23 protein-coding genes are annotated in these 25,790 nt (G+C 71.4%); 12 read left to right on the forward strand and 11 right to left on the reverse strand.

Translation table 11 applies throughout. The annotated features are described in order from the left end of the window. Positions 1–77 precede the first annotated feature (77 nt). Together ACFVYA_RS41715 and ACFVYA_RS41720 are read right to left on the reverse strand one after the other, a co-directional pair. Complete coding sequence (locus ACFVYA_RS41715) at positions 78–1,217, reverse strand: sugar ABC transporter substrate-binding protein (protein WP_387053061.1); 1,140 nt, start codon at positions 1,215–1,217, stop codon at positions 78–80. A 546-nt stretch (positions 1,218–1,763) separates the two neighbouring features. Further along, positions 1,764–3,500: a DEAD/DEAH box helicase gene (locus tag ACFVYA_RS41720; RefSeq protein WP_387053063.1), complete on the reverse strand. Its 1,737-nt coding sequence runs from the start codon at positions 3,498–3,500 to the stop codon at positions 1,764–1,766. Positions 3,501–3,744: 244 nt separating this feature from the next. Between ACFVYA_RS41720 and ACFVYA_RS41725 the strand changes: the two genes are divergently transcribed. Together ACFVYA_RS41725 and ACFVYA_RS41730 are read left to right on the forward strand one after the other, a co-directional pair. After that, a complete protein-coding gene (locus tag ACFVYA_RS41725) occupies positions 3,745–4,890 on the forward strand; it encodes a YihY/virulence factor BrkB family protein (protein ID WP_285989852.1) in 1,146 nt (381 codons plus the stop codon). 97 nt (positions 4,891–4,987) lie between these two features. Next, complete coding sequence (locus ACFVYA_RS41730) at positions 4,988–8,128, forward strand: efflux RND transporter permease subunit (RefSeq protein WP_387053065.1); 3,141 nt, start codon at positions 4,988–4,990, stop codon at positions 8,126–8,128. Between the two features lie 174 nt (positions 8,129–8,302). Here the strand turns inward: ACFVYA_RS41730 and ACFVYA_RS41735 are convergent, their stop codons facing one another. Both ACFVYA_RS41735 and ACFVYA_RS41740 read right to left on the reverse strand, forming a co-directional pair. After that, positions 8,303–9,139, reverse strand: a complete 837-nt coding sequence (locus ACFVYA_RS41735; RefSeq protein ID WP_387053067.1) for a hypothetical protein — start codon at positions 9,137–9,139, stop codon at positions 8,303–8,305. A gap of 163 nt (positions 9,140–9,302) precedes the next feature. Continuing rightward, the gene (locus tag ACFVYA_RS41740; RefSeq protein WP_387053069.1) at positions 9,303–9,545 is read right to left on the reverse strand and encodes a DUF3039 domain-containing protein; all 243 of its coding nucleotides are present in this window, start codon (positions 9,543–9,545) and stop codon (positions 9,303–9,305) included. A 68-nt stretch (positions 9,546–9,613) separates the two neighbouring features. Here ACFVYA_RS41740 and ACFVYA_RS41745 point away from each other — a divergent pair, with 68 nt between their 5' ends. From ACFVYA_RS41745 to ACFVYA_RS41760, 4 genes are all read left to right on the forward strand, one after another. Next, the gene (locus ACFVYA_RS41745) at positions 9,614–10,399 is read left to right on the forward strand and encodes a sporulation protein (protein ID WP_387053071.1); all 786 of its coding nucleotides are present in this window, start codon (positions 9,614–9,616) and stop codon (positions 10,397–10,399) included. Then, positions 10,399–11,016 (forward strand): hypothetical protein, encoded by a 618-nt coding sequence (locus tag ACFVYA_RS41750; RefSeq protein ID WP_387053073.1) that lies wholly within the window; start codon positions 10,399–10,401, stop codon positions 11,014–11,016. Before ACFVYA_RS41745 ends, ACFVYA_RS41750 begins: the two co-directional genes overlap by 1 nt. Positions 11,017–11,025: 9 nt before the next feature. Continuing rightward, positions 11,026–11,931, forward strand: coding sequence for a pseudouridine-5'-phosphate glycosidase (locus ACFVYA_RS41755; protein ID WP_285989846.1), 906 nt, complete (start codon positions 11,026–11,028; stop codon positions 11,929–11,931). Positions 11,932–12,004: 73 nt separating this feature from the next. Further along, entirely contained in the window at positions 12,005–12,877 is an 873-nt protein-coding gene (locus tag ACFVYA_RS41760) for a carbohydrate kinase family protein (protein ID WP_387053075.1), read from the forward strand. Between the two features lie 3 nt (positions 12,878–12,880). On the opposite strand, the gene ACFVYA_RS41765 is transcribed toward ACFVYA_RS41760, so the two are convergent. After that, on the reverse strand, positions 12,881–13,195 hold the full coding sequence (locus ACFVYA_RS41765; protein WP_387053077.1) for a DUF3099 domain-containing protein: 315 nt from the start codon (positions 13,193–13,195) through the stop codon (positions 12,881–12,883). Between the two features lie 38 nt (positions 13,196–13,233). Further along, positions 13,234–14,499 (reverse strand): amidohydrolase, encoded by a 1,266-nt coding sequence (locus ACFVYA_RS41770; protein WP_387053079.1) that lies wholly within the window; start codon positions 14,497–14,499, stop codon positions 13,234–13,236. A gap of 28 nt (positions 14,500–14,527) precedes the next feature. Between ACFVYA_RS41770 and ACFVYA_RS41775 the strand changes: the two genes are divergently transcribed. The 4 genes from ACFVYA_RS41775 to ACFVYA_RS41790 all read left to right on the forward strand — a co-directional run bounded on the left by ACFVYA_RS41775 (position 14,528) and on the right by ACFVYA_RS41790 (position 20,041). Beyond that, positions 14,528–16,030 carry a methyltransferase gene (locus ACFVYA_RS41775; RefSeq protein WP_387053081.1) on the forward strand — a complete coding sequence of 501 codons (1,503 nt, stop codon included), beginning with the start codon at positions 14,528–14,530 and terminating at the stop codon, positions 16,028–16,030. Further along, positions 16,027–16,452 (forward strand): D-aminoacyl-tRNA deacylase, encoded by a 426-nt coding sequence (gene dtd / locus ACFVYA_RS41780; protein ID WP_387053083.1) that lies wholly within the window; start codon positions 16,027–16,029, stop codon positions 16,450–16,452. Before ACFVYA_RS41775 ends, dtd begins: the two co-directional genes overlap by 4 nt. A gap of 288 nt (positions 16,453–16,740) precedes the next feature. Beyond that, the gene (locus ACFVYA_RS41785; protein WP_285989840.1) at positions 16,741–17,769 is read left to right on the forward strand and encodes a sigma-70 family RNA polymerase sigma factor; all 1,029 of its coding nucleotides are present in this window, start codon (positions 16,741–16,743) and stop codon (positions 17,767–17,769) included. Positions 17,770–18,382: 613 nt separating this feature from the next. Continuing rightward, a complete protein-coding gene (locus ACFVYA_RS41790; protein WP_387053085.1) occupies positions 18,383–20,041 on the forward strand; it encodes a fumarate hydratase in 1,659 nt (552 codons plus the stop codon). 49 nt (positions 20,042–20,090) lie between these two features. Here the strand turns inward: ACFVYA_RS41790 and ACFVYA_RS41795 are convergent, their stop codons facing one another. The 5 genes from ACFVYA_RS41795 to ACFVYA_RS41815 form a co-directional block, all read right to left on the reverse strand. Further along, positions 20,091–20,762, reverse strand: coding sequence for a hypothetical protein (locus ACFVYA_RS41795; protein ID WP_285989838.1), 672 nt, complete (start codon positions 20,760–20,762; stop codon positions 20,091–20,093). A 198-nt stretch (positions 20,763–20,960) separates the two neighbouring features. Further along, entirely contained in the window at positions 20,961–21,464 is a 504-nt protein-coding gene (locus tag ACFVYA_RS41800) for a hypothetical protein (protein ID WP_387053096.1), read from the reverse strand. 197 nt (positions 21,465–21,661) lie between these two features. Further along, positions 21,662–22,183 carry a hypothetical protein gene (locus tag ACFVYA_RS41805; RefSeq protein WP_387053087.1) on the reverse strand — a complete coding sequence of 174 codons (522 nt, stop codon included), beginning with the start codon at positions 22,181–22,183 and terminating at the stop codon, positions 21,662–21,664. A 42-nt stretch (positions 22,184–22,225) separates the two neighbouring features. Next, positions 22,226–22,606, reverse strand: coding sequence for a DoxX family protein (locus ACFVYA_RS41810; RefSeq protein ID WP_387053088.1), 381 nt, complete (start codon positions 22,604–22,606; stop codon positions 22,226–22,228). A gap of 67 nt (positions 22,607–22,673) precedes the next feature. Then, a complete protein-coding gene (locus tag ACFVYA_RS41815; protein ID WP_387053090.1) occupies positions 22,674–23,423 on the reverse strand; it encodes a GntR family transcriptional regulator in 750 nt (249 codons plus the stop codon). 80 nt (positions 23,424–23,503) lie between these two features. Between ACFVYA_RS41815 and ACFVYA_RS41820 the strand changes: the two genes are divergently transcribed. Both ACFVYA_RS41820 and ACFVYA_RS41825 read left to right on the forward strand, forming a co-directional pair. Next, complete coding sequence (locus tag ACFVYA_RS41820) at positions 23,504–24,721, forward strand: APC family permease (RefSeq protein WP_387053092.1); 1,218 nt, start codon at positions 23,504–23,506, stop codon at positions 24,719–24,721. Positions 24,722–24,845: 124 nt separating this feature from the next. Continuing rightward, the gene (locus tag ACFVYA_RS41825) at positions 24,846–25,652 is read left to right on the forward strand and encodes a S1 family peptidase (protein WP_387053094.1); all 807 of its coding nucleotides are present in this window, start codon (positions 24,846–24,848) and stop codon (positions 25,650–25,652) included. Positions 25,653–25,790: the final 138 nt, after the last annotated feature.

Raw genomic sequence — 25,790 nt, forward strand, 5'->3', positions numbered from 1 at the left:
GGGGTGTGCGCCGGGGGCCGGGCGGGGGGGGGGGGGCCCGCCCCCCCCCCCGGCTGTTCATGGGGTACTGCGGGCGCTCAGGAGATGCCGAGCGAGGTGCACTTGGCGGCGAGCTCGCCACCGCAGATCTCGGCCGCCTTCACGTAGCCCTGGGTCACGACGGTCTTGATGTCCTTCGCCAGGATCGTCGTCGGCGTGAGCAGCACCGACTTGATGTCGCGGTTGTTCTTCGGGTCGTGCAGCTTGGCGGTCGCGATGGCGTCGGCACCGGCCTTGTCGCCCTTGGCCAGCGCGGCGGCCAGCTTCGCGGTCGCCTCGGCCTCTTCCTTGATCGGCTTGAACACGGTCATGTACTGCTCGCCGCGCATGACCGCCATCAGGCCGTCGGCGGTGGCGTCCTGGCCGGTGACCGGGACCTTGCCGTTGAGGCCGTTCTTCTTGAGGATGGTGATGACCGCGCCGGCCAGGCCGTCGTTCGCCGCGACGACGCCGTCGACCTTGCCACCGTTGTTGGTGAAGATCTGCTCGAACGTCGTGCCGCCGAGCTGGTTGTCCCAGTCGTTGATCGGCTGCTTCTGGATCCGCTTCAGCGTGCCCGCCGAGAACAGCGGTTCGAGGACGGAGTCCTGGCCCCTGGTGAAGAGCGTGGCGTTGTTGTCGGTCGGGGCGCCCTCGATCTGGACGACACCCGCGCCCGCCTTGTCCTTCAGCGCGTCGGCCATGGCCTGGCCCTGCAGCTGGCCGACCTTCTCGTTGTCGAACGAGACGTAGTACTCGGCGCTGCCGCCGAGGCTCGGGCGGTCGTAGTCGATGACCGGGATGCCCGCGGCCTTCGCCTTGGACTCGACCGCGGCACCGACGGCCGGGTCGGACGGGGCGATGATCAGGGCCTTGACGCCGGAGCTGATGAAGCCGTCGGCCAGGGTGGTGAACTTCTGGGCGTCGCCCTGGGCGTTCTGGACGTCGGCGTCGAAGCCCTGCGCCGCGAGAGCGGCCTGCAGCATCGGCTTGTCGAAGGCCTCCCAGCGAGCCGAGCTGGCGGTCTCCGGCAGGATGACGCCGACCTTGCCGTTGGCGCCACCACCGGCGGCCGGGGCGGACGAGGAAGCGGAGTTGCTCCCCGTGCCCCCGCTGTTCGAACTGTTGGTGCCACAGGCGGTCAGCGCCAGGCCGGCGCTCACCGTCGCGGCGAGGAGGGTAAGGGTTCTGCTGCGCATCCTCGTTCCTTCCGGATCCAAGCATTGGTGACGAGTGGCCGTCGGCGTGTGCTTCGGGCCCGCGGGACGGTGATCCGGGGAGGCCCGGCGCACCGTCGCGCATATGTTGTGGGCGACAACATATGCCGCTGAGCGGCTGCGGGGAAGATAGCTGGATCGATTAAATGACACCAATTGGACACGGTTCGGCAACACAGGCTGAAGCTCGCCCGGAAAGAGTAGATCCGCTGACGATGTGATCGCCAGCACTCACGGTAAGTTACATCGATGTTTCACGGGGCCGCGAGGTTGCTCCGGTCGTGTGCACCCAGCGCAACCCGTGGCCCGTCCACGACTCTGCGGCGCGATTGGTCGCCGACTTGCGAAATCGGGGCGATGAGGTGCCCGGGAGGCCATCCGCCGGGGCACGGAGAGGCAGCCGGCTGGTGACAGCGCGATACGCAGCGTCACAAGCCTGGCGGTGGAGTGATCGCGCCGTCCCGGAGACGGACGGTGACCACCGGAACTTCAGCCTCCCGGGCGACAGAGCACGGGGAGCGGCCGCCCTCACCAGGACCGCAGCGTCACGATCCGCTCTTCCAGCTGTTCGACGGTCGCCATGGCCGTCACCGGGCCGCCGCACACCCGCCTCAGCTCGTTGTGGATCGCGCCGTGCGGCTTCTTCGTCCGGTGGTGGTACATCCCCACCAGCGCGTTCAGCTCCTTGCGCAACGCACCCAGCCGCTCGCTCACCGACTGCGGGCGGGCCGTCGGCGGCGGTGCGGCCTCCTTGGCCGGCTTGCGGCGCTTCTCGTCCGCGACCTGCTCTTCCTGCCGCTTCCGCAGCAGCGCCCGCACCTGGTCCGGCTCCAGGAGCCCCGGCAACCCCAGGTACTCCTGCTCTTCGTCCGAGCCGGAGAACACCGCCGTGCCGAACGAGTTGCCGTCGTAGATGACCTGGTCGAGCTCAGCGGAGGCACCCAGCGACGTGAACGCCTTCTCCTCCTCGCCCGGCTCGTCCTCGGTGCGGTTGGCCTGGGCCAGGAGCTCGTCCTCCCAGCCTTCCTTTTCCCGGTGCGGCTTGCCGAGCACGTGGTCGCGCTGGGCCTCCAGCTCGCTGGCCAGCTCCAGCAGCACCGGCACCGACGGCAGGAACACGCTCGCCGTCTCGCCCTTCTTGCGCGCCCGCACGTACCGGCCGATCGCCTGGGCGAAGAACAACGGCGTCGACGCGCTCGTCGCGTACACGCCCACCGCCAGCCGCGGGACGTCGACGCCCTCCGAGACCATCCGGACCGCCACGATCCAGCGCTCGTTCGTCTCGGAGAACTCCTTGATCCGCCCCGAGGCCTTCGGGTCGTCCGAGAGCACCAGCGTCGGCATCTCCCCGGAGATGCGCTCCAGGATCTTCGCGTACGCCCGCGCCGACTCCTGGTCCGTCGCGATCACCAGGCCGCCCGCGTCCGGGACGCTCTGGCGGACCTGCGACAGCCGCGTGTCGGCGGCCTGCAGCACCGCCGGGATCCACTCGCCCGCCGGGTCGAGCGCCGTGCGCCACGCGCGGGCGTTCTGCTCCGCGGTCAGCGGCTCGCCGAGCCGGGCGGTGAACTCCTCCCCCGCGCTGGTGCGCCAGGAGGCCTCGCCCGAATACGCCAGGAAGACGACCGGCCGGACCACGCCGTCGGCCAGCGCGTCCGCGTAGCCGTACGAATGGTCGGCCTTGCTGCGCTGGAAGCCGCCCGCGTCCGGCTCGTACGTCACGAACGGGATGGCCGAGTCGTCGGACCGGAACGGCGTCCCGGTCAGGGACAGCCGCCGCACGGCCGGGGTGAACGCCTCGCGGATCGCGTCGCCCCAGGACTTCGCGTCGCCGCCGTGGTGGATCTCGTCGAGGATGACCAGCGTCTTGCGGTTCTCCGTGCGCACCCGGTGCAGCGTGGGGTGCGCCGCGACCTGCGCGTACGTCAGCGCGACGCCGTTGTAGTCGGACGAGGTGACGCCGGTGGTGTTGCGGAAGTTCGAGTCGATGGCGATGCCGGCCGCCGCGGCCGAGGCCGCCCACTGGTGCTTGAGGTGCTCGGTGGGGGTGACGATGGTGACCGCCTCGATCGTGCGGTCGCTGAGCAGCTCCGCGGCGATCCGCAGGCCGAACACCGTCTTGCCGGCCCCCGGCGTCGCCACCGCGAGGAAGTCCTTCGGCTTCTGCGTCAGGTACTTGGTGAGCGCCCGCCGCTGCCACGCCCGCAGCGGGCGCGCGGTCGAGTCCTTCTCCGCGGGAGGTGCCCCGAGCTGCGTCTCCGTCATCGCCGGTCCTCCCCCTCGCTCCACTGCCTCAACTGCCTGAAGTGCTTTGACGTGCGAAAACCCTCACTGTGGTACCGACTTCTGCTGCGTTGATCGGTCGGCGACTGCGGTGAGGGCACTGGAGCGAGTCTACCGGCCGGGTCCGACAGTTCCGGGCACCGGCACGGGTGATGTCCGCCGACACGCCCGGCCGCAGGGGGCGTGACGAGCCAAATCAGCACGGATGGACCATGCTGGACACGTCATGGGTGAGGTGCAGCCGTCCGCAGCGACGAAGGTGGCCCGCAAGGGGCCGTGGCGGCTCGTCACGCGCACGTTCGCCAAGGCCTGGGAAGGCAACATCTTCTCCGAGGCCGCCGAGGCGGCCTTCTGGCAGACGCTGTCGCTGCCGCCGCTGCTGCTCGGCCTGCTGGGCAGCCTGGGCTTCGTCGGCGAGTGGTTCGGGCAGGACGTCGTCGCCGCGGTGCACGACCGGATCATCGGCTTCTGCCGGACGGTCTTCAGCCAGAACGCGGTCCACGACATCATCGAACCCACCGTGAACAGCATCCTCACCGTCGGCAAGGGCGAGATCGTCTCGGTCGGCTTCCTCATCTCGCTGTGGGCGGGTTCCTCGGCGATGTCGTCGTTCGTGGACGCGATCACGGTCGCGCACGACCAGTACGGCGTCCGCAACGACGTCTGGCAGCGGATCTTCGCGCTCCTGCTGTACCTGTGCGGCCTGGTGATCCTGGTGGTCGGGCTGCCGCTGCTGGCGATCGGCCCCGACCTGCTGCCGGAGTTCTTCCCGGCCGCCTGGCGCCCGACCGTGACGTCGTGGGTGAGCGCGCTGTACTTCCCGGCGCTCGGCGCGATGATCACGCTCGCGCTGACCACGCTGTACAAGCTCGCGCTGCCGCGGAAGCTGCCCTGGCACCGCGGGCTGCCGGGCGCGGTGCTCGCCATGGTCGTGTTCCTGCTGTCCTCGGTCGGCCTGCGCGTCTACCTGAACTGGATCACCAAGACCGGCTACACCTACGGCGCGCTGGCCGCGCCGATCGCGTTCCTGCTGCTGATGTTCTTCATCGGGCTGGCCGTCGTCGGCGGCGCGTACTTCAACAGCGCGATCCAGGAACTGTGGCCGGCGAAGGCCACGCGGCGGCAGCGGCGCAAGTGGCGGCGGCTGGAGATGGAACGCGCCTCCGAGCGGCTGCGCTCGGAAGAGGGCCGCAAGCTGCGGGACCGCTCGACCACGCCGCTGCGGCGCCCGCGCACCGAAGACGCCGCCGCCGACCGGGCCGAGCCGTCCGAAGAGGACAGCTCGTCACCGAGCGCGCCGGAACCGGCACCCAGCGCAGCTCAGGGGCGCGGGTCCGCCGAAGGGAGGACCCGGAATCCACCCACGGACTGAGTCGCTCTCAGCAACGACGTGAAAGGCTCAGCGGGCCGTTGACGCCGGCGGGGGGCCACTGTGCCTTTTACGTCGTTCCCGAGGGGGTTTTCACGTCATGTCCGTGCTGGCCAGACTGAGCCTGCGCAACCGGAGCCTGATCGGCCTGCTCGCGCTGGTGGTCGTCGGCTTCGGTGCCTTCGCGCTGCCGCAGCTCAAACAACAGCTCTTCCCGTCCCTGCAGTTCCCGCAGGCGCAGATCGTCACCGCGTACCCGGGTGCGTCGCCGGACGCGGTCGACCGGCAGGTCTCCGAGCCCCTCGAAGGCGGGCTGCAGGGGCTGAAGGGCCTCGAGCAGGTCACTTCGACGTCGTCGGACGGGGTTTCGCGGGTCGTCGCGCAGTTCGAGTTCGGCACGGACATCGACGCCGCCGTTTCGCAGATCCAGCAGGTGGTGAACCAGGTCCGGTCGCGGCTGCCGCAGAACACCGAGCCCGCCGTGTCCGCGGGCAGCACCGACGACCTGCCGGTGGCGCTGGTCGCCGCGGGCACCGCCGGGGACCCGCAGGCGCTCGCGCCCGCGCTGACCGACCAGGTCGCGCCGGAGCTGCGGAAGATCGAGGGCGTCCGCACGGTGACCGTCACCGGCGTGCGCCAGCCGCGCGTCACGATCACGCTCGACTACGCGAAGCTCGCCGCGGCGGGTGTCGAACCGGCGTCGATCGCGACCACGCTGCAGACAGCCGGCGCCGCGGTACCGGCCGGGACGCTGACCGAAAACGGCAAGACGCTGTCGGTGCAGGTCGGCGGCGGGCAGACCACTGTGGACAGTCTGCGCGGCCTGTACCTGACCCCGGGTGCCGCCGCCGCGCGGGCGGGTGCCCCGGCCCGGGGTCCGGTGAAGCTGGGTGACGTCGCCGACGTCCAGGCCGGGTTCGCGCCGCCGACGTCGATCACGCGCACCAACGGCAAGCCGAGCCTCGGTCTCTCGATCACCATGGTGGACAACGGCAACGCCGTCGCCATTTCCGACGCGGTCCGCGACAAGCTGCCGGACCTGGCGAAGAAGACCGGCGCCGAAATGAGCGTCGTGTTCGACCAGGGCACCCCGGTGAAGGACGCGATCAGCGGCCTGACCACCGAAGGCCTGCTGGGGCTGGCGTTCGCCGTCGTCGTCATCCTGCTGTTCCTGCTGTCGGTGCGCTCGACGCTGGTCACCGCGGTGTCGATCCCGCTGTCGGTGGTCGTCGCGCTGCTGGCGCTGTGGACCGGCGACCTGTCGCTCAACCTGCTCACCCTCGGCGCGCTGACCATCGCGATCGGCCGGGTGGTCGACGACTCGATCGTCGTGCTGGAGAACATCAAACGACATCTCGCCTATGGCGAGGAGAAGGACCGGGCGGTGCTCGACGGCGTCCGCGAAGTGGCCGGCGCGGTCACTTCGTCCACGCTGACGACCGTCGCGGTGTTCCTGCCGATCGCGTTCGTCGGCGGGTTCGTCGGCGAGCTCTTCTCGCCCTTCGCGATCACGGTGACGGTGGCGCTGCTGGCCTCGCTGCTCGTGTCGCTGACCGTGGTTCCCGTGCTGGCGTACTGGTTCCTCAAGCGGCCCGTGGTCCCGGCGGACGCCGTCGAGGCCGAGCGGGCGCGCGAGGCGGCCGTCGAGAAGGAACGCCGCAGCATCCTGCAGCGCGCCTACCTGCCGGTGATCCGGTTCGCGACGCGGCGGCGGCTCACCGTCGTCCTGCTGGCCCTGCTGATCTTCGCCGGCACGGTCGGGCTCGCGACGCGGCTGAACACGAACTTCCTCGACCAGTCCGGCGGCACCACGCTGAACATGACGCAGAAGCTGCCGGCCGGCACCAGCGTCGACGCGAAGGAGAAGGCGGCCACGGCCGTCGAGCAGGCCCTCGCGGCCGAGCCCGCGGTGCGGACCTACCAGGTCAGCATCGGCGGTGGCGGGGCGTTCGGCTTCGGCGGCGGGACCAACACGAGCATCTCGGTCACCGTCGCCAAGGACACCGACCTCGACGCGCTGTCGGACCGGCTGCGGTCGAAGCTGACGTCGCGCCCGGAGCTGGGCGAGATCAAGATCGGCGCGGACGCGTCCGGGTTCAACTCCGACCAGGTCTCGGTGACGGTGACCGCGCCGTCGGAGGCCGCGCTGAAGCCGGCGTCCGACCAGGTGGCGCAGGCGCTGCGCGGGGTGTCCGGGCTGACCGAGGTTTCGAGCGACCTGAGCGTCGGCTCGCCGCGGGTGCAGGTCGAGGTGGACGACGCCGCGGCCGCCGCGCGCGGGCTGTCGGCGAGCACCATCGGGCAGATCGCCAACCAGGCGATCGCCGGGCGCACGGTGACGCAGCTGCCGGTCGGCGGGCAGCGCACGGACATCGTGCTGCGCGCCGGCACGGCTCCGGTCACGGTCGACCAGGTGAAGGGCCTGCCGATCCCGGGCCCGGGCGGCGTCGTCCGGCTCGACGAGGTGGCCAAGGTGTCCAGTGTGGACGGACCGGCGTCGGTGCACCGCACCGGTGGCGACCTGAGCACCACGGTGACCGCGAAGAACACCGGGGACGACCTGACCAAGACCACCGCGGACATCAAGTCCAAACTGGACGGTCTGACGTTCACCGGCGGGGCGGCGTACTCGCTCGGCGGCGTCAGCCAGGACCAGCAGGAGGCGTTCTCGAACCTGTTCCTGGCGCTGCTCGCGGCCATCGCGATCGTGTTCCTGATCATGGTGGCGACGTTCCGGAGCCTGATCCAGCCGCTGATCCTGCTCGTGTCGATCCCGTTCGCGGCGACCGGCGCGATCGGGCTGCTGCTGGCCACCGGCACCGCGCTCGGCCTGCCGTCCCTGATCGGCATGCTGATGCTGGTCGGCATCGTCGTGACCAACGCGATCGTGCTGATCGACCTGATCAACCAGTACCGCGCCGAGGGGATGAGCGTCGCCGACGCCGTCACCGAAGGCGGCCGGCGCCGGCTGCGGCCGATCCTGATGACCGCGGCGGCCACGATCTTCGCGCTGGTCCCGATGGCGCTGGGCATCACCGGCCAGGGCGGGTTCATCGGCCAGCCACTGGCGATCGTGGTGATCGGCGGCCTGGTCAGCTCGACCCTGCTGACCCTGGTCCTGGTCCCGACCCTCTACACGATGGTCGAGACCCGCAAGGAACGCCGCAAGGCCCGCCGCGAAGCCCGCCGAACCCCGGCCCAGGCCCCGGAATCGGAGTCCCTGAACCCGGAACTCGCGTGATCCAAGCCGTAACTCGCGTGATCCAAGCCGTAACTCGCGTGATCCAAGCCGTAACTCGCGTGATCTGAGCCGGATCTCGCGTGATGGGGGCCGTAACTCGCCGGTTACGGCCCCCATCACGTGAGTTACGTGTCTGATCACGCCGGTGACGGGCCTGATCACGCGAGTTACGGGTTACCGGCGGAAGCGGTAGGTCTTGCTGTCGAAGAGGATGCAGATGCTCGGGGACATCACGATCACGCGGAGGGTGGCGTCCCGCTCGTCGAAGTCGATGCCCTCGACCTCGAACGAGCCCGAGCAGCCGCTGCGGAGCGGGAGCTGGCCCAGCGAGGTGACGTGGGCGGTGACGTCCGAGCCGGCGAGCGGGCCGGCCAGGTCGACCTGGAGCAGCGGCTTCGTCGTGCCGAAGAGGCTGCCGTCCGGGTCGTCGGACGCGCAGAGCAGGCGGGTCGCGGTCTGGAAGTCGCAGCCCTGGACGTCGCGGACCGGGTGGTCCAGGCGGATGGTGCCGGCCAGAGGCAGGTTCTGGGCCGGGTTCGTGGCCACCACGCCGGGCATCGGGTGCACCAGGAGCCGGTCCATGGTGCCCCACTCCCCCGCCACCAGCCAGCGCGCGTCCGGCGACACCGCGGCGAAGGAGTTGTTGTTCGCTTCCCACGACTCGAGGGCGTGCCGGTAGTCGGCCCACGAGCCGTCCGGGGCCTGGACGCGGAAGAGCTTCGCGCCGCGGTCGTCACGCTGGTAGGGCTCGACGTACCAGCCCTGGGCCGAGCCCGGGTCGCCGACGTGGTTCCAGCCCTGCGAGTTCAGGTCGGCCGGGATCGTGCCGATCCCGGTGTAGCGGATCGTCGTGCCCGAGGGGCGCACGATCGTCGCGAGCCCCTGGCTCTCGTCGAGGGCCCTGGCGGTGTCGGAGCCGACCTCCGTCCAGCCCGTGACGGCCTGGGCCAGCGCGGGCGAGACCACGGCGAGCAGGGTGACGAGGGTGAGCACGATCCCGGTTCTGCGCATGTGCGACTCCGGTGGGTGAGGGAACCTGGTCCGCTGGATCTACCAGGACTCCCGCACCCGGCACACCCGCCGAATGAAGGTTTTTCACGTTTGTTCGTCGATCTGTCCGTTTCCGGACAGCCGAAAGCCCCGGCGGGGACTCCCGCCGGGGTTCAGGCCCGGATCACTTCCCGGGACGGAGACTCTCGTAGATCTCCTTGCAGGCCGGGCAGACCGGCGACCCGGGCTTCGGCGACTTCGTCACCGGGAAGACCTCGCCGCACAGCGCCACCACGTGAGTGCCCATGACCGCGCTCTCGGCGATCTTGTTCTTCTTCACGTAGTGGAACATCTTCGGCGAGTCGTCGTCGGTGGTTTCCGTGCCCTCGGGCGTGGTTTCCGGCTTCGTCAGCGTCTCGGTGCTCACCCGGCCATTGTGCCCGAGTCCCGCCGAACCTCCCGCCATCGGCCCCTCCGCCTGGCAGGATCGGCCGCATGTTCCAGAAGGTGCTCGCGACGTTCGGCTCGGGAGGGGCGCGGATCGACGCCCGCCTGCTGGACTCCACCGCCGCCCCCGGCCGCCCGCTGCACGGCGAGGTGCTGCTGCTCGGCGGCGAGGTGGACCAGGAGATCAAGGGGCTCGCGGTGACGCTGCTGGCCCGCGTCCAGGTGCCCGGCGACCGGACCGAGGACCTCCCGTTCGGCTCCCGGCAGCTGATCGGCAGCGAGGTCATCCGGGCCGGGCAGCAGGTCCGGGTTCCGTTCGAAGTGCCGCTGCCCTGGGAGACGCCGGTGACCAGCGTCTACGCCAAGCCGCTGACCGGCACGGCGGTCGGCGTCCGGGCCGAGCTCGACCTGGCCGCCGCGGTCAGCGACCCGTTCGACGCCGACGCCGTCGCGATCGAGCCGCTCCCGGCGCAGAAGCGGATCCTCGACGCGCTGAGCCGGCTCGGCTTCACCTTCCGCGAGGCGGTCCTCGAGCAGGGCCGGGTCGACGGCGCCCGGCAGCAGCTGCCGTTCTTCCAGGAGATCCGCTTCACGCCTTCACCGCGCTTCGCCGGCGTCTTCTCCCAGGTCGCGGTCACCTTCCTGACGTCGGCCGAGCGCACCGACGTCGTGCTGGAGGTCACCAAGCGGGTCCGCGTGAGCAAGACCGGCGGGTTCGGCGGCCGCGGCCAGGACTTCCTCGGGATGTTCACCGTGCAGCCGGACGTGAACTGGGAGCAGCAGCTCGACGACTGGCTCGACCAGGTGGCGCGCCCGCGCGGGATCTTCGACTGATGGAGTGGCCCGACGCGGTCGCCGTCCTCGGCGGCACGTCCCACGCCTGGCCGCGGCTGCAAGCCCGGTACGCCGAGCCCCACCGCCGTTACCACACGCTCACCCACGCCGCCGCCGTCGCGCGCGACTCCGCCTGGCTGGCGGCGGGCCTCGGGAAAACCGACCGCGCCATCCTCGCCGTGGCGGCCTGGACGCACGACGTCGTGTACGACGCGAAGCCCGGCGAAGACGAACGCGCCAGCGCCGCCTGGGCCCGCGAAGCCCTGGCCGGAGTGGCGGCGGCGCACGTCGAGCGCGTCGAAGGCCTGATCCTCACCACGATCGGGCACGACGCTCCGCCGGACGACCTCCTGGCCACCGCCCTCCTCGACGCCGACCTCGCCATCCTCGGAGCGGCCGAAGAGCAGTACGCGGTGTATGCCCGCGGAGTGCGCGAGGAGTACGCGAAGTACCCCGACGACGTCTGGCGCGAAGGGCGCATCGCCGTCCTCGAACGCATGCTGTCCCGGCCGCTCTACCGCAGCGAAGCCGCGCGGACACGCTGGGCGAGCGCCGCCGAAAAGAACCTGACCGCCGAGCTGACCCACTGGCGCCGCGCGCGGGGCGATCACCGATGATGGTCCCTCGTGACTACCGCACTCTCCCTGCACGAAGAGGTCGCCTCGGCGCTGCGTGACGGGCACCCCGTCGTCGCGCTGGAGAGCACCATCCTGTCCCACGGCCTGCCGCCGGGCCGCAACCTCGACGTCGCCCGCCGCCTCGAAGGCGTGGTCCGCGACGGCGGCGCCGTCCCGGCCACGATCGCGGTGCTCGACGGACGGGTCGTCGTCGGCCTCTCCCCCGCCGAGCTCGAGCGCGTCTGCGCCCCGGACGCCGGGCTCGACAAGCTCTCGCTGCGCGACCTCGGCCCGGCCGTCGGGCTCGGCCGCTCCGGTGCGACGACCGTGGCGAGCACGTCGGCGCTGGCGGCCGCGGCCGGGATCGGCATGTTCGCCACCGGCGGGCTCGGCGGCGTGCACGTCGGCGCCGCGCAGAGCTGGGACGTCTCGGCGGACCTCGGTGTGCTGGCGAAGGTGCCGACCGTCGTGGTCTGCTCCGGCGTGAAGTCGGTGCTCGACATCCCGGCCACGCTCGAGGTGCTGGAGACGAACTCGGTGCCGGTGCTGGGTTACCGCACGGACGACTTCCCGGCGTTCTACCTGCGCTCGTCGGGGCACCGGGTCGGCTGGCGGGTCGACGACCCGAAGCAGGCCGCCGCCGTCATCGACGCGCACCGCGCCTACGCGAATTCCGGTGTCCTGCTGGCGAACCCGATCCCCGAAGCGTCCGAAATGGACAAGGAGCTGCACGACCGGCTGCTCGCCGAGGGCCTCGCGCTCGTCGAGGAGCGGGACGTGCACGGCGCCGACGTCACCCCGGTGCTGCTGGAGCACTTCCACACCGCGAGCGGCGGCGTGAGCATCGACGCGAACGAAGCGCTGGTGCTGAACAACGCCAAGCTCGCGACCGAGGTGGCGGTGGCGCTGGCATGAGCGAGCTTGCGAGTGAATCATCCGACACTGCGCGGTCCGCTCAGGCGGCACCGAGCGCCGGCGAGGTGCGCGCATGAGCGGGATCGTGGTGGTCGGTGACGCGGCCCTGGACGTGATCGCCCGGCACGACAAGCCGTTGCCGCACGGCGGCGACGCCCGCGCGAAGATCCGGTTCACCGGTGGCGGCGCGGGCGCCAACACGGCGCTGTGGCTGCGGCACCTGGGCGCGGAGACGACGCTGCTCGCGCGGATCGGCGACGACCCGGGCGGCCGGCTCATCCGGGCCGAGCTGGAGGCGGCGGGCGTGCGGTGCGCGTTCTCCGTCGACCCCGGGGCGCCGACCTGCTGCGTCGTCGTCATGGTCGACGGGTCCGGGCAGCGCAGCATGCTGGCCGACCGCGGCGCGAACCAGCGCTTCGCGCCCGAGGACGTCACCCCCGAGGCGCTCTCCGGGGCGAGCCACCTGCACCTGTCCGGTTACGTGCTGCTGGACCCGCCGTCGCGCGCGGCCGGTCTCGCCGCACTCGCGGCGGCGCAGGAAGCCGGGCTGACGACGTCGGTCGATCCCCAAGCCGCCGCGCACATCACCGACCCGGCCGCGTTCCTGGCCGACGTCCGCGGGATCGACCTGCTGATGCCGAACACCGAAGAACTGGTCGCGCTGACCGGCTCGGCCGACCCGGCGTCGGCGAAGGAACTGCTCGGCACGGTCGGCGCGGTGGTCGTCACCGCCGGGCTCGACGGCGCCAGCTGGGTCGACGCGGGCGGCGTCACGAGCGTGCCCGCGGTCGAGGCGGACTGCGTCGACTCGACCGGCGCGGGCGACGCCTTCGACGCGGGCGTGCTCACCGGCTGGCTGGCCGGGGAGTCCACTGTGGACGTCCTGCGGCACGGGACGCGGCTGGGTGCGCTGGCCGTCGGGAAGGTGGGCCCCCAGCCGGGCTGATCCTCAGCCGTCGATGACGCGGTGGCTGGTGCCTTCGATCGCCTTCGCCTCGCGCTGGTAGGTGTTCACCTGCTCGGACTTGCGGGGCGGGCGGTCGTTGGCGATCAGCACCGCGATCCACGGCAGCGGCACCGAGATCGCCAGGAAGCCCAGCGCCAGCCACCACACGTGGTAGGTCAGCCCGGCCGCGATCAGGCACGGGATCCGGCAGGCCATCATGATCACGTACTTGCGCTTGCGGGCGGCGAACTGCTCTTCGTACGACGGGGCCGCCCCGGTGATCAGCACCGGGTCCGAGTCCTTGGCGGGCGTGGTCACTGCACCACCTCCGCTGTCCATCGTCCCACTCGCGCGGCTCATCCGACACCTGGGTGACGCATCTTGCTCAACGCGGCCGCCACGAGGGTTTCGATGCCGGTGCGCAGGGTCGGGTGCAGAACCGGCGCGAACCGCGGCGAGTGGTTGGACGGGATGTCGCGCTCGAACCGGCCCTCCGTCATCGCCGTGATCACCGTCTGCGGGTCGAAGCCTCCGACCAGCCAGAACACCGACGGCACGCCGGCCGCCCGGCCGAACTCGCCGAAGTCCTCACTGCCGGTGATCAGCGGCGCCGGCAGCACCACGTCGGTGCCGAAGTGGCCGCGGAAGACCTCGGTGAGCGCGTCGTTGGCGGCCTCGTCGTTCTCGGTGACCGGGTAGGAGCTGCCCCGCTCGATCTCCGGGGGCTTCGGCGCGCCGGCGGTGGCGGCCTCGCCGTGCACGATCCGCTCGACCGCGGCCAGCACCCGCTCCCGGACGGCCTGGTCGAAGGACCGGACGTTGACCTCCATGACGGCGTCGTCGGCGATCACGTTGCTCGCCGTGCCCACGTGCAGCGAACCGACCGTGACCACGGCCGAGTCGGTGGCGGCGATCTCGCGCGACACGATCGTCTGCAGCTTGAGGACCACGGACGCGGCCAGCACGGCCGGGTCGACGGTGGTCTCCGGGCGCGAGCCGTGCCCGCCGCGGCCGTGCAGGGTGACGCGCAGCGTGTCGGTGGCGGCCATGATCACGCCGGGCCGGGTGAGCACCCAGCCGGCCGGGCCGGGGACCAGGTGCTGCCCGAACACGACGTCGGGCCGGCCCGCGATGTCGAAGAGGCCGTCTTGGACCATCGCCACGGCACCGCCCGCGCCCTCCTCCCCCGGCTGGAAGACCACCAGCAGCGTGCCGGCCCAGGTGTCGCGTCCCTTCGCGAGCAGCGCGGCGGCGCCGGCGAGCCAGGTGGCGTGCATGTCGTGCCCGCAGGCGTGCATGACGGGAACGTCGTTGCCGTGCTCGTCGGTGCCGCGGACCGTGCTGGCGTAGGACAACCCGGTCTTCTCCTCGACCGGCAGCGCGTCGATGTCGGCCCGCAGCAGCACGGTGGGTCCCTCGCCGTTGCGCAGCACGCCCAGCACGCCGGTGCCGGCGATGCCGGTGTGCACCTCGTAGCCGTCGCCCTCCAGCCGCCGGGCCAGCTCGGCCGCCGTCCGGGTCTCGGCGAAGGACAGCTCCGGGTGCCGGTGGAGGTCGATGTACAGCGCTTCGAGCTCGGGCAGCGCCGCGTCGAGCGGGGCGAGGACGCGTTCAAGGGTCACGGGGGCCATCGTGGCAGCATTACCCACCGTGAGCACGCGAAGCGTACTGCCCGACCTGTCCGACGACGTCTGCGCGCGGCTGCGCGAAGCCTTCCGGCGCACCTCCTACGACGCCGACGGCGTGGTGGCCGCCCTCGGCGGGGCCGCGCACGCGGCGCTGGGCCGCGGCGAGCCGGTGCCGGCCGAACGCGCCAGCCGGGACGCGGGTGACCTCGGCACGCTGATCCGGCTGTTCCTGCTGGGCGGCACCGAGCCGGAGACCGCCGTCAAGGCCGCCTTCGCCCCCCTGTCCCCCGAGGACGCCGTGACCGCGGGAGTGCTGGCGCCGGCGTCCGAGGGCTACCGCGCCGCCCTCGACATCCGGCCGCACGGCGACGAAGAGGGCTCCTGGTGGGTGGTCTCCGACCTCGACGCCGACGTGCTCGGCACCACCGTGCCCGAGGACCACGTGCTCGGCGTCGGCCACGCGTCGCTGTCGCTGATCCGCGCCACCAGCCGCCGCCCGGTCGGCACCCTGCTCGACCTGGGCACCGGCAACGGCGTCCAGGCGCTGCACGCGACCCGGCACGCCGGGCGCGTCACCGCGACCGACGTCTCCGCGCGGGCCCTCGCCCTGGCCGCGGCGACCTTCCGGCTGAACGAGCTGGACGTCGAGCTCGTCCGCGGGGAGTGGTTCGCGCCGGTCGCGCGGCGGAAGTTCGACCAGGTCGTGTGCAATCCGCCGTTCGTGGTCGGCCCGGCCCGCGTCGACTACACCTACCGCGACTCCGGGCTGGCCGGCGACGACGCGAGCGCGCTGGTCGTGCGGCAGCTGCCGGGGTTCCTGAACGACGGCGGCACCGGTCACCTGCTCGCGTCCTGGCTGCACACCTCCCGCGAGGACTGGGCCGACCGGGTGAGCCGCTGGCTGCCCGCCGAGACCGACGCCTGGTTCGTCCAGCGCGACGTCGCCGATCCGGCGCTCTACGTCGGCACGTGGCTGCGGGACGCGGGGCTCGACCCGCGCTCGCCCGAGGGCCGGGCGAAGGCGGCGGCGTGGCTCGACTGGTTCGCGGCGAACGACGTCCGGGGCATCGGCTTCGGGTTCGTCACGCTGCGGCGGGCGTCCGGGCGGACACCCACCGTCGTGTGCGAGGACCTGCGGCAGGCCTACGACGACCCGCTGGGCCCGGAAGCGGCGGGCTGGCTGGACCGGGTGGACTGGCTGCGTGAATCGGGTGATTCATTGCTTGGTGTCCGCTTTGTGGTGCCGCCCACGGTTTTGCTCGAAAGCGTCGAAGAACCCGGTGACGAAGGCTGGGCGACGACCGTCCGGCGGCTGCACCGCACCGACGGGCCGGGCTGGCAGCACGAGGTCGACGAACTGGCCACGCGACTGCTGGCCGGGTGCCGCGGCGCGTTGCCGCTGGAGGACCTGATCGAGCTGCTCGCGGCGGCGCAGGGCCTGTCGTCCGAGGAGCTGGCGGCCGCCGCGCTGCCCGTCGTCCGGGAGCTCGTCCGGCACGGGATGCTCGTCCCGGCGGACCGGTGAGGGCGGTCGCGGCCCGCGTCACGCGGGCGGACGTCACCGTCGGCGGCGAGGTCGTCGGCGCGATCGACGAGCCGGGATTGCTTGTGCTGCTGGGAATTCACGTCGACGACGACGCCGCGAAGGCCGTCACGATGGCGCGCAAACTGCACGAACTGCGGGTGTTGCGCGACGAGGAATCATGCGCCACGGCGAATGCGCCCCTGCTCGTGGTGAGCCAGTTCACGCTCTACGGCGACACGAAGAAAGGGCGGCGGCCGTCGTGGACGCAGGCCGCCCGGCCGGAGGTCGCGGAGCCGTTGGTGGAGGCCGTCGTGGCCGAGCTGCGCGGCCGCGGCGCCACCGTGGCGACGGGCCGTTTCGGGGCCATGATGGCGGTCTCGAGCGTCAACGACGGTCCGTTCACGGTTCTTGTGGAGGTTTAGACCATTACGATCCGGTTCAGTTTCTGACCGGATTCATATGGAATTCTCAGGTTCCCCGGTCACGGAACGTTCTCAGCAAAAGCTCAGCATTGGTTCAGCAACCGGATCGCTCCCGCAGCCGTCTTCTCCTATGACGAGCCGGGAACGTTTTGGGAACCCGGAGCGTTGTGCCAGATGTCCAGCCAAGCCGGCCGGACCGGCGTACCGGGATCCACAGGCCTCGGTTCGCGGGTACGCACCCGGTGGACGACCGCAGCAGCACGTTCAGCCCGTGACCGGGGAGGCAGAATGTCAGTCCAGACTCTCGAACGCGAGTCGCGCGGGATTCGCGAGCGTATCCCGGCTCAGACGACCGAGGAGCCGATGAGCTTGGGGACGCTCACCGACGCCGACCTCGACGCCCAGAGCCCCGCCGCCGACCTCGTCCGCGTCTACCTCAACGGCATCGGCAAGACGGCCCTGCTCAGCGCGGCCGACGAGGTAGAGCTGGCCAAGCGCATCGAAGCCGGGGTGTTCGCCCAGCACATGCTGGACACGGCCGAGAACCTCACGGCCAAGCGCCGCACCGAGCTGGCCGCCCTGATCAGGGACGGCCACGTGGCCAAGAACCACCTGCTGGAGGCCAACCTCCGCCTGGTGGTCTCGCTCGCCAAGCGCTACACCGGCCGGGGGATGCCGCTGCTCGACCTGATCCAGGAGGGGAACCTGGGTCTGATCCGCGCGGTGGAGAAGTTCGACTACTCCAAGGGGTTCAAGTTCTCGACCTACGCCACCTGGTGGATCCGGCAGGCTATCACCCGGGGCATGGCCGACCAGGGCCGCACCATCCGGCTGCCCGTCCACCTGGTGGAACAGGTGAACAAGCTGGCCCGCATCAAGCGTGACCTGCACCAGCAGCTCGGCCGCGACGCGACGCACGAGGAGCTGGCGGCCGAGTCGGGCATCCCGGCGCACAAGATCTCGGACCTGCTCGACCACTCGCGTGACCCGGTAAGCCTCGACATGCCGGTCGGCGCCGAGGAGGACGCCCCGCTGGGCGACTTCATCGAGGACTCCGAGGCCACCGACGCCGAGAGCGCCGTGATCTCGGGCCTGCTGCAGGACGACCTGCGCCGCGTCCTGGCGACGCTGGACGACCGCGAGCAGCACGTGATCCGCCTGCGCTACGGCCTCGACGACGGCCAGCCGCGCACGCTCGACCAGATCGGCAAGCACTTCGGGCTGTCCCGCGAGCGCGTCCGCCAGATCGAGCGCGAGGTCATGTCGAAGCTGCGCCAGGGCGAGCGCGCGGATCGGCTCCGCGCGTACGCGAGCTGATCGGTTTCTCGTTCGAGGGCGGGTGCACATCGTGCGCCCGCCCTCGGTCATTTCCGCACCCTGCTGACCAGGCGTTCGGCGAGGCGGGAAAATTTTCCACGAAAGCGGGGTTTCACTCTCCAGGGTCCTGGGTAGCAACCCTCCGCCAGCACCCGTTCGGCGGCGTTGACTTATGACCTGCGTCACGACAGCCTCGAAGTGCCGGCGCAGGCCTCGCGACCGGGTGTGCACGCATCCGGGAGCTTTCCCCGGGAGGTCGGGTCCGTCGGGGTGGACCCGGCCTCCCGACCAGCTTCCACGGCGCACCCGGCCGGTCGGACCACACTCCCGGACGGTCGAGTCACGTACCTCGATGCCGAACGGCATCACCTGCACCCACCCAGACTTCCCCCGCCACCCCGATCCGAAGCCCGCACGCGGACGGTGGCGCCGGGTCAAGGCACGCTTTCCCGCCTTGACCCGGTGCCACCGTCCGTAGTGACAATCCGGCTTCGGGGTGGTGGGACCACGGAAGCCGCGTGGGGTGGCCCACAGTGATCGGATGCCTCTACGGCGTGCCGTTCCCCGGCGCATAAGGTGGACCGATCCCGGAGCTGGCAAAGGAGCCTGGCAAGTGCCGTCCACCACGTTTCAGCACACCGAAGTCCTCCCGCTGGGCAAGGACACCACCACCGAATACCGGTTGGTCACCGACGAGGGCGTCGAGACCTTCGAAGCCGCCGGGCGCACCTTCCTGAAGATCGCCCCGGAAGCGCTCACCACCCTCGCGCGCACCGCCATCACCGACATCCAGCACCTGTTGCGCACGTCACACCTGCAGCAGCTGCGCGCGATCGTCGATGACCCCGAAGCGAGTGGCAACGACCGGTTCGTCGCCATGGACCTGCTGCGCAACGCCGCCATCTCCGCCGGGGGCGTCCTGCCCATGTGCCAGGACACCGGGACGGCCATCGTCATCGGCAAGCGCGGCGAAGGCGTGCTCACCGGCGGTGACGACGAGCGTGTCCTCTCGCGGGGCATCTTCGACGCCTACCAGCAGCTGAACCTGCGGTACTCGCAGATGGCGCCGGTGAACTTCTGGGACGAGCGCAACACCGGGACCAACCTGCCCGCGCAGATCGAGCTCTACCACAAGGACGGCCAAGCCGACCCGGCCTACGAGTTCCTCTTCATGGCCAAGGGCGGCGGGAGCGCCAACAAGACGTTCCTCTACCAGGAAACCAAGGCCGTCCTGAACCCGAAGCGGCTCGCGCGCTTCCTCGACGAGAAGCTGCGCAGCCTCGGCACCGCGGCCTGCCCGCCCTACCACCTCGCGATCGTCGTCGGCGGGATGTCCGCCGAGTTCAACCTCAAGGTCGCGAAGCTCGCCTCCGCGCGCTACCTCGACACCCTGCCGCAGGAGGGCTCCGAACTGGGCCACGCCTTCCGCGACCCGGACCTCGAGCAGCAGGTCCTCGAAATGACCCGGCAGTTCGGCATCGGCGCGCAGTTCGGCGGGAAGTACTTCTGCCACGACGTCCGCGTCATCCGGCTCCCTCGGCACGGCGCCAGTTGCCCGGTCGGCATCGCCGTTTCCTGCTCCGCCGACCGCCAGGCCAAGGCCAAGATCACCGCCGACGGGGTGTTCATCGAGCAGCTCGAGCGCGACCCGGCCCGGTTCCTGCCCGACGTCACCGAGGAAGACCTCTCCGACGACGTCGTCGCCGTCGACCTCAACCGGCCGATGGCCGAGATCCGCGCGCAGCTCTCCCAGCTGCCGGTCAAGACGCGGCTTTCGCTCACCGGGCCGCTGGTCGTCGCGCGCGACATCGCGCACGCCAAGATCGCCGAGCGCCTCGACGCCGGCGAAGAAATGCCGGATTACCTGAAGGACCACCCGGTCTACTACGCGGGCCCGGCGAAGACGCCCGAGGGTTACGCGTCCGGTTCGTTCGGCCCGACCACGGCCGGGCGGATGGACTCCTACGTCGAGCAGTTCCAGGCCGCCGGCGGCTCACTCGTCATGCTGGCCAAGGGAAACCGCTCGAAGCAGGTGACGAACGCGTGCCAATCGCACGGCGGGTTCTACCTCGGCTCGATCGGCGGCCCGGCGGCGCGGCTCGCGCAGGACTGCATCAAGAAGGTCGACGTCCTCGAGTACGCCGAACTCGGCATGGAAGCCGTCTGGAAGATCGAGGTCGAGGACTTCCCGGCGTTCATCGTCATCGACGACAAGGGCAACGATTTCTTCGCCAGCACCGGCGACCCGGTGTTGCAGATCAGCTTCCGTTAGCGCACAAGGGAAAGGGGACACCGGCCCGCCGCCGGTGTCCCCTGCTCCCTCAGCCGACGCGCTCGATCCGCGCGCGCCGGATGAGGAACTTGCCGGGCTCCCGGACCTGTTCGAAGGCCGCGTTGTTGAGCAGCGTGCAGCTGCCCGACACCGAGGTCACCTCGACCGTCGTGGACTTCGAGTTGTCCAGGTTGGTCACCTTGAGCTTCGTCCCGGCCGGGAACTGGTTGCTCGACGCGGCCGGTGCGCCGGCCTCGCCGGAGAGCGTCACGGTCGAACCGGGGCACACGACCTCACCCACCGCCGCGCCCGCTCCGGCGGCCGGCTGCTCCTGCTTCTTCTGCTGCCCGGGGGCCTGCGCCTTACCCGGCGCGTTGCCGGAGTTCCCCGGCGCCGCCGCGGCCTGACCGTTGTTCGCCGCGACGTTCGCCGTGCAGCCCGCCACCTGCCGCCGCTGCTGGATCAGGTCCACCACGGCCTGCCGGTTGGCGATCCGCGCGGCCGACTGCGCGTCCGGGTTCGCCTGCTGGCCCGCGATGAAGGTCAGGTTGTTCTGCAGCGCGGTGTCGAGTCCACCGCAGTTCTCCTTGGGCGCTTCGGCCGCGTTGCCCGCGGGACTGCTCAGCGCGATGGCGGTCGCGGTGACGCCGGCGACGCCCAGCAACGCGGCCAATCCGACGGTCGCCTGCTTGCGGTGCCGGCCACTGCTCAACCGGGGCATGGGCCCCTCCTCTCTGATCGCCACCTCACTCCGGGACACGGCCCGGTCACGGCGGCGGTTCAGCGGGAGCCCTGACAATTTTCGACAACTTCGACGATGAGCGGACCACACGCAGGCCGTGGTCCGGACCACCGGGGAGCGATCGTCCACTGCGGACAGCACGCGGCCCCCGGAGACGTTTCCCGGGGGCCGTGGTCCTTACTTCGCGGGCGTGGTCTTCAGCACCACCGTGCGCTGGTCCAGCGGCGCGGCCAGGGCGACCGAGATCACCGGGTACCGGATGTCCATCGTGCACATCTGATTGGTCTGCGCCTTGGTCTCGCTCAGGTTGACGACGACGTGGTCGCCCGCCTGTTCGGCCGCTTCGCCGAGCGCGTGACCGCAGCCGCCTTCCTGAGCGCGGATGTCGAGCACGGTGCCGCCGTTGGCCGTCCACACCTCGCGCGGGAACCCGGCGGGCAGCGCGGTCGCGTCGATCTTGTCCGCCGGGACCTGGGTGCTGCCCTCGGGCACGGTCAGCCGGGGCTTGCCCGGCGGGTTGGGCTCGGGCGGCGCCGGCAGCACCGATTCACTCGGGGACGGCGACGGCGACGCCGGTGCGGGCACCGACACGCTGCCGGTCGATCCCGCGGGCCGGTTGGTGGGCATGTCCTGGCCGGCGCAGGCCGTCACCATCAGCAGGAGCGCGCCTGTCCCGACCACCTTCGCTGAGTACCTCATGCCCTCAAGACGGAACCGGGGCGGCGTGGGGTTGCACCGGCTCCGGCACCGGCCACCGGCCACCGGCCCCGGCCCCGGCCCCGGCCCCGGCCCCGGCCCCGGCCCCGGCCCCGGCCCCGAAGAATGGTCTGGGAGGTGGTCCCGGGCATCCCGGGGCCACCTCCCAGCGTCCGTGGCGGTCAGCCCTGGCGGAGGACGACCGTGCGCGTCCCGAGCGGCGCCGCGAGGGCGAGGGGGACCTTGATCTCCTTGATGTAGTCCGGGCACATCTGGCCCTTCGGGGCCGACGTCACGGCGACCAGCACGACCACCTGCTGCGCGGTCTGCTCGCCGACGTGCGCCGAGATGCGGCGGCAGCCGCCCTCCTCGGCCTGCAGGATCAGGGTCTGGCCGTCGAGGCTGCGGGTGAGGCTGCGCGGGTAGCCCTCGGGCAGCTGGCGGGCGTCGACCTGGGTCTCGGCGACGACGTCGTCACCCGGCGCGATGCCCTGCGTCGGCCGCCCGACCGTCTGGGACGGCGGCGGGCCGATCGTCGGAGGTCCGAGCGTGGGCGTCGCGGCCCCGGTCGCCGTCGCCGACGTCGAGAGCGACTCGGGCGCCGAGCCGGTACCCGCCGGGGCGCCGGCGCCGGAGTTCGCCGCGCAAGCCGTCGCCGTGAGCAGCAGCAGGCCCGCGCCCAGCAGTTTCACCGTGGTACGCATACCTGCCAGACGGAGCGGACCCGCGCCGGGTTGCATCGGCGCTCAGAGACGACCCGCGGCGACGAAGACGCACATCGCCAGCAGCACCACGTTGACCCCGACGTTGCGCCACTCTGCCGGCTTGTGCCGCACGATCGCCAGCCTGCCGTGCATCGCCATCGCCCCCACCATCACCACGGCCAGCCCGACGGCGGCCCAGCCGGTCAGGACCGGCGCGATGCCCAGCAGCAACGGCAGGATCAGGCCCACCGCGGCGAGGATTTCGCAGATCGCGGCGAAGCGGACCACAGGCAGCGGGTACGCCGCCGCTCCGGTCTGGCCGGTTTCGAGCATCCGCTGCTGCGACATCGTCGACTTGAGCACGCCCGACACGGCGAAGATCACGGCGAGCAGAATCTGTCCGGTCCAGAGTGCGGCGTTCATTTCGGTCCTCCCAGTTCGTTCGGTTGCGGGAGGAACGAGGGCGCCGCGCGAAACGTGACAGCGGCGGTCAGTCGGCGCGGCCCACGCGGGTCGTGAAGCTGAGCCGGTCCCCGCGGTACAGCGACCTCACCCGCTCGAACGGGACCCCGTCCGGCCCCCAGGAGATCCGGTGGGTCAGCAGCATCGGCAGCGCCGGGTTCGTCCCGATCAGCAGTGCCTCGCGCGGGGTGGACAGCACCGTCTCGACCCGTTCCTCCGCCCCGGCGGGCTCCACGCCGAGCTGCTCGCTCAACGGCTGCTCCGGGGTGAACACCTCGAGCAGGTCCGGACACCGCGACACCAGGAGATATGTCGACTCGAGCCCGACGCGCTCGTCGCCGGCCAGCAGGACCCGCTCGAGGTGGAACACCTCGGCCTCCGACGTCACCTGCAGGTCGGCCGCCAGCGCGCGGCCGGCCGGACGCCGCTCCAGGGTGATCGCGCTGCGGCCCGGCCGGATGCCCGGCCGCCGTCCCGCCGAGGCCAGCGGCTGGACGAGCTTCGGGCCGGCGATGTACGTGCCGCTCCCTTGGCGGCGGCTGAGCCTGCCCTCGAGCACCAGCTCGGCGACCGCCTGCCGTACCGTCGCCCTCGACACTTCGAACCGTTCGCACAATTCCCGTTCCGTGGGCAGCACCGCTCCTTCGCCGAGTTCCGCGATCACCGCCAGCAGTTCGACCTTGACCGCGTAGTAACGCGGGACACGGCCGTGTTCGGGAATCCCGTCGAGGACGGGACCGTCGGCGGACAGGCGGGAATGGCGCGAAGGGGCGGGCACGGAATCGACCCTATTCGGTTCCGCGTGCGCCGTGGTTCGCTGTGGCACGCAACACGGCCGACAGCTGGAGGATCACCCGGATGCCCCCGCCTTCCCTCACCCGCCGGCTCGGCCTCGCCGACGCCGTTTTCCTCGGCCTGGGCTCGATGATCGGGGCCGGCGTGTTCGCCGCGTTCGGCCCGGCGGCGCGCGCCGCGGGGGCCGGATTGCTCATCGCATTGGTCCTCGCGGCCGTCATCGCTTACTGCAATGCGACGTCGTCGGCGCGGCTCGCCGCGATTCACCCGGAATCCGGGGGCACCTACGTTTACGGCCGGGAAAGGCTCGGTGAATTCTGGGGATACCTCGCCGGCTGGGGATTCGTCACCGGGAAGACCGCCAGCTGCGCCGCGATGACGCTGACCGTCGTCGCCTACGCCGCGCCCGGGCTCGGGCAGCCGTGGCGGAGCCTCCTCGCCGTCGCGGTGGTCGCTACGCTCACCGCCGTCAACTACTTCGGCGTGCACCGGTCGGCGCTCGCCACCCGGGTGATCGTGTCGTGCACCCTGCTCGTGCTCACCGTCTCGGGAGTGGCGATGGCCGCCGGGCCGTCCGGCGGCGGCCCGCTCATCGCCTGGCCGGGGAGCGGGGGCGTGCTCGAAGCGGCCGGGCTGCTCTTCTTCGCCTTCGCCGGGTACGCGCGGCTCGCCACCCTCGGCGAGGAGGTCCGCGACCCGGCCCGCACCATCCCCCGCGCCATCCCGCTGGCCCTCGGCATCACCCTCGTGGTCTACGCCGCGCTGGCGGTGCTGCTGCTCGTCCGGCTCGGCCCGGCCGCGCTCGCCGCGAGCCCGGACCCGATCGCCGCGGCCGTCCCGGGGTGGCTCGCCCCGGTCGTCCGGGTGGGCGCGGCCGTCGCCGCCCTCGGTTCGCTGCTCGCGCTCATCCTCGGCGTCTCGCGCACGACGCTGGCGATGAGCCGCGACGGCCACCTCCCCCGTTTCCTCGCCGCCGTGCACCCGCGCTACCGGGTGCCGCACCGGGCGGAGCTCGCCGTCGGGCTCGTCGTCGCCGTGCTCGCCGCGACGATCGACCTGCGCGCCGCGATCGGCTTCTCGTCCTTCGCCGTCCTGACGTACTACGCGATCGCCAACGCCGCCGCCCTCACGCTGCGCGGGAAGACGCTGCCGGTCGCCGTCCTCGGCCTCGCCGGGTGCGTGGTGCTGGCCTTCAGCCTGCCGCTGCCGTCGGTGCTCGCGGGCTGCGTCGCGTTGGTGCTGGGCGTTTCGGCTTACGGCCTTCGTCGGATCCGCCGGTGAGAAATCACCCAACCGCCCGAAAGATCCGAAGAAAGTCGGTTGTCCCGGTCTTGACCACCTGGTGTAGTCATGGGGCCGCTCTCGAGCTCGGCTTCCACTGTGGACACTGGAAGGACTGATCCCCTTGGTTCCCAAGCGCTGGTTCACCCTGCTCAGAAACGCCACCACCGCACTGGCCGCGGTCGCCGCGGCCGCGGCGTTCGCCACCCCGGCGGTCGCCACCGCCGCCCAGCCGCCGTCCACCGACGTCGTCGGCGGCACCCGGGCCGCCCAGGGCGAATTCCCGTTCATGGTCCGGCTTTCCATGGGCTGCGGCGGGGCGCTGTACACGAACCAGATCGTCCTGACCGCCGCCCACTGCGTGAGCCGGACCGGGGCCAACACCTCGATCACGGCGACCGTCGGCGTGGTCGACCTCAACAGCACGAGCGCCAAGAAGATCAAGTCGACCTACGTCTACCGGTCCCCCACCTACGGCACCTCGACCGGCGGCGACTGGGCGCTGATCAAGCTCGCCAGCCCGGTCAGCGGCCTCACCACGCTGCCGATCGCGACGACCACGGCGTACAACTCCGGCACGTTCACCGTGGCGGGCTGGGGCGCGGCGACCGAGGGCGGTTCGCAGCAGCGGTACCTGCTCAAGGCGACCGTTCCGTTCGTCGCCGACTCGACCTGCGCCGCGCAGGGCGGCAGCTACCCCGACCTCATCCCCAGCGCCGAGATCTGCGCGGGCAACCTCGCCTCCGGCGGCGTCGACACCTGCCAGGGCGACTCCGGTGGCCCGATGTTCCGCCGGGACAACAACAATGCCTGGATCCAGGTCGGCATCGTCAGCTGGGGTGACGGCTGCGCCCGGGCGCACGCCCCCGGCGTCTACACCGAGGTGAGCACGTTCGCGTCGAAGATCGCCGCGGCGGCCGCCACGCTGTAACCGTTCACGCACGGAAAAGGGGCCCCGCCGCGGCGGGGCCCCTTTCGCTCGGTCAGCGGGTCTTGGCCCAGCGGGACAACGCTTCTTCGTAGCCGCTCACCCGTTCCGCGACGCCCGCGGCCACCGGACGGTCCAGGT

The sequence above is a fragment of the Amycolatopsis sp. NPDC058278 genome (assembly GCF_042881395.1).
GTDB lineage: Bacteria > Actinomycetota > Actinomycetes > Mycobacteriales > Pseudonocardiaceae > Amycolatopsis.

Excerpts from the sequence above, each read along its gene's own strand:
- ACFVYA_RS41805 (WP_387053087.1), bottom strand. The coding sequence starts at position 22,183 with ATGCGTACCACGGTGAAACTGCTGGGCGCGGGCCTGCTGCTGCTCACG.
- ACFVYA_RS41785 (WP_285989840.1), top strand. The coding sequence starts at position 16,741 with ATGTCAGTCCAGACTCTCGAACGCGAGTCGCGCGGGATTCGCGAGCGT.
- ACFVYA_RS41725 (WP_285989852.1), top strand. The coding sequence starts at position 3,745 with ATGGGTGAGGTGCAGCCGTCCGCAGCGACGAAGGTGGCCCGCAAGGGG.
- ACFVYA_RS41730 (WP_387053065.1), top strand. The coding sequence starts at position 4,988 with ATGTCCGTGCTGGCCAGACTGAGCCTGCGCAACCGGAGCCTGATCGGC.
- ACFVYA_RS41750 (WP_387053073.1), top strand. The coding sequence starts at position 10,399 with ATGGAGTGGCCCGACGCGGTCGCCGTCCTCGGCGGCACGTCCCACGCC.
- ACFVYA_RS41795 (WP_285989838.1), bottom strand. The coding sequence starts at position 20,762 with ATGCCCCGGTTGAGCAGTGGCCGGCACCGCAAGCAGGCGACCGTCGGA.
- ACFVYA_RS41810 (WP_387053088.1), bottom strand. The coding sequence starts at position 22,606 with ATGAACGCCGCACTCTGGACCGGACAGATTCTGCTCGCCGTGATCTTC.
- ACFVYA_RS41820 (WP_387053092.1), top strand. The coding sequence starts at position 23,504 with ATGCCCCCGCCTTCCCTCACCCGCCGGCTCGGCCTCGCCGACGCCGTT.
- ACFVYA_RS41735 (WP_387053067.1), bottom strand. The coding sequence starts at position 9,139 with ATGCGCAGAACCGGGATCGTGCTCACCCTCGTCACCCTGCTCGCCGTG.
- ACFVYA_RS41720 (WP_387053063.1), bottom strand. The coding sequence starts at position 3,500 with ATGACGGAGACGCAGCTCGGGGCACCTCCCGCGGAGAAGGACTCGACC.
- ACFVYA_RS41715 (WP_387053061.1), bottom strand. The coding sequence starts at position 1,217 with ATGCGCAGCAGAACCCTTACCCTCCTCGCCGCGACGGTGAGCGCCGGC.
- ACFVYA_RS41745 (WP_387053071.1), top strand. The coding sequence starts at position 9,614 with ATGTTCCAGAAGGTGCTCGCGACGTTCGGCTCGGGAGGGGCGCGGATC.
- ACFVYA_RS41760 (WP_387053075.1), top strand. The coding sequence starts at position 12,005 with ATGAGCGGGATCGTGGTGGTCGGTGACGCGGCCCTGGACGTGATCGCC.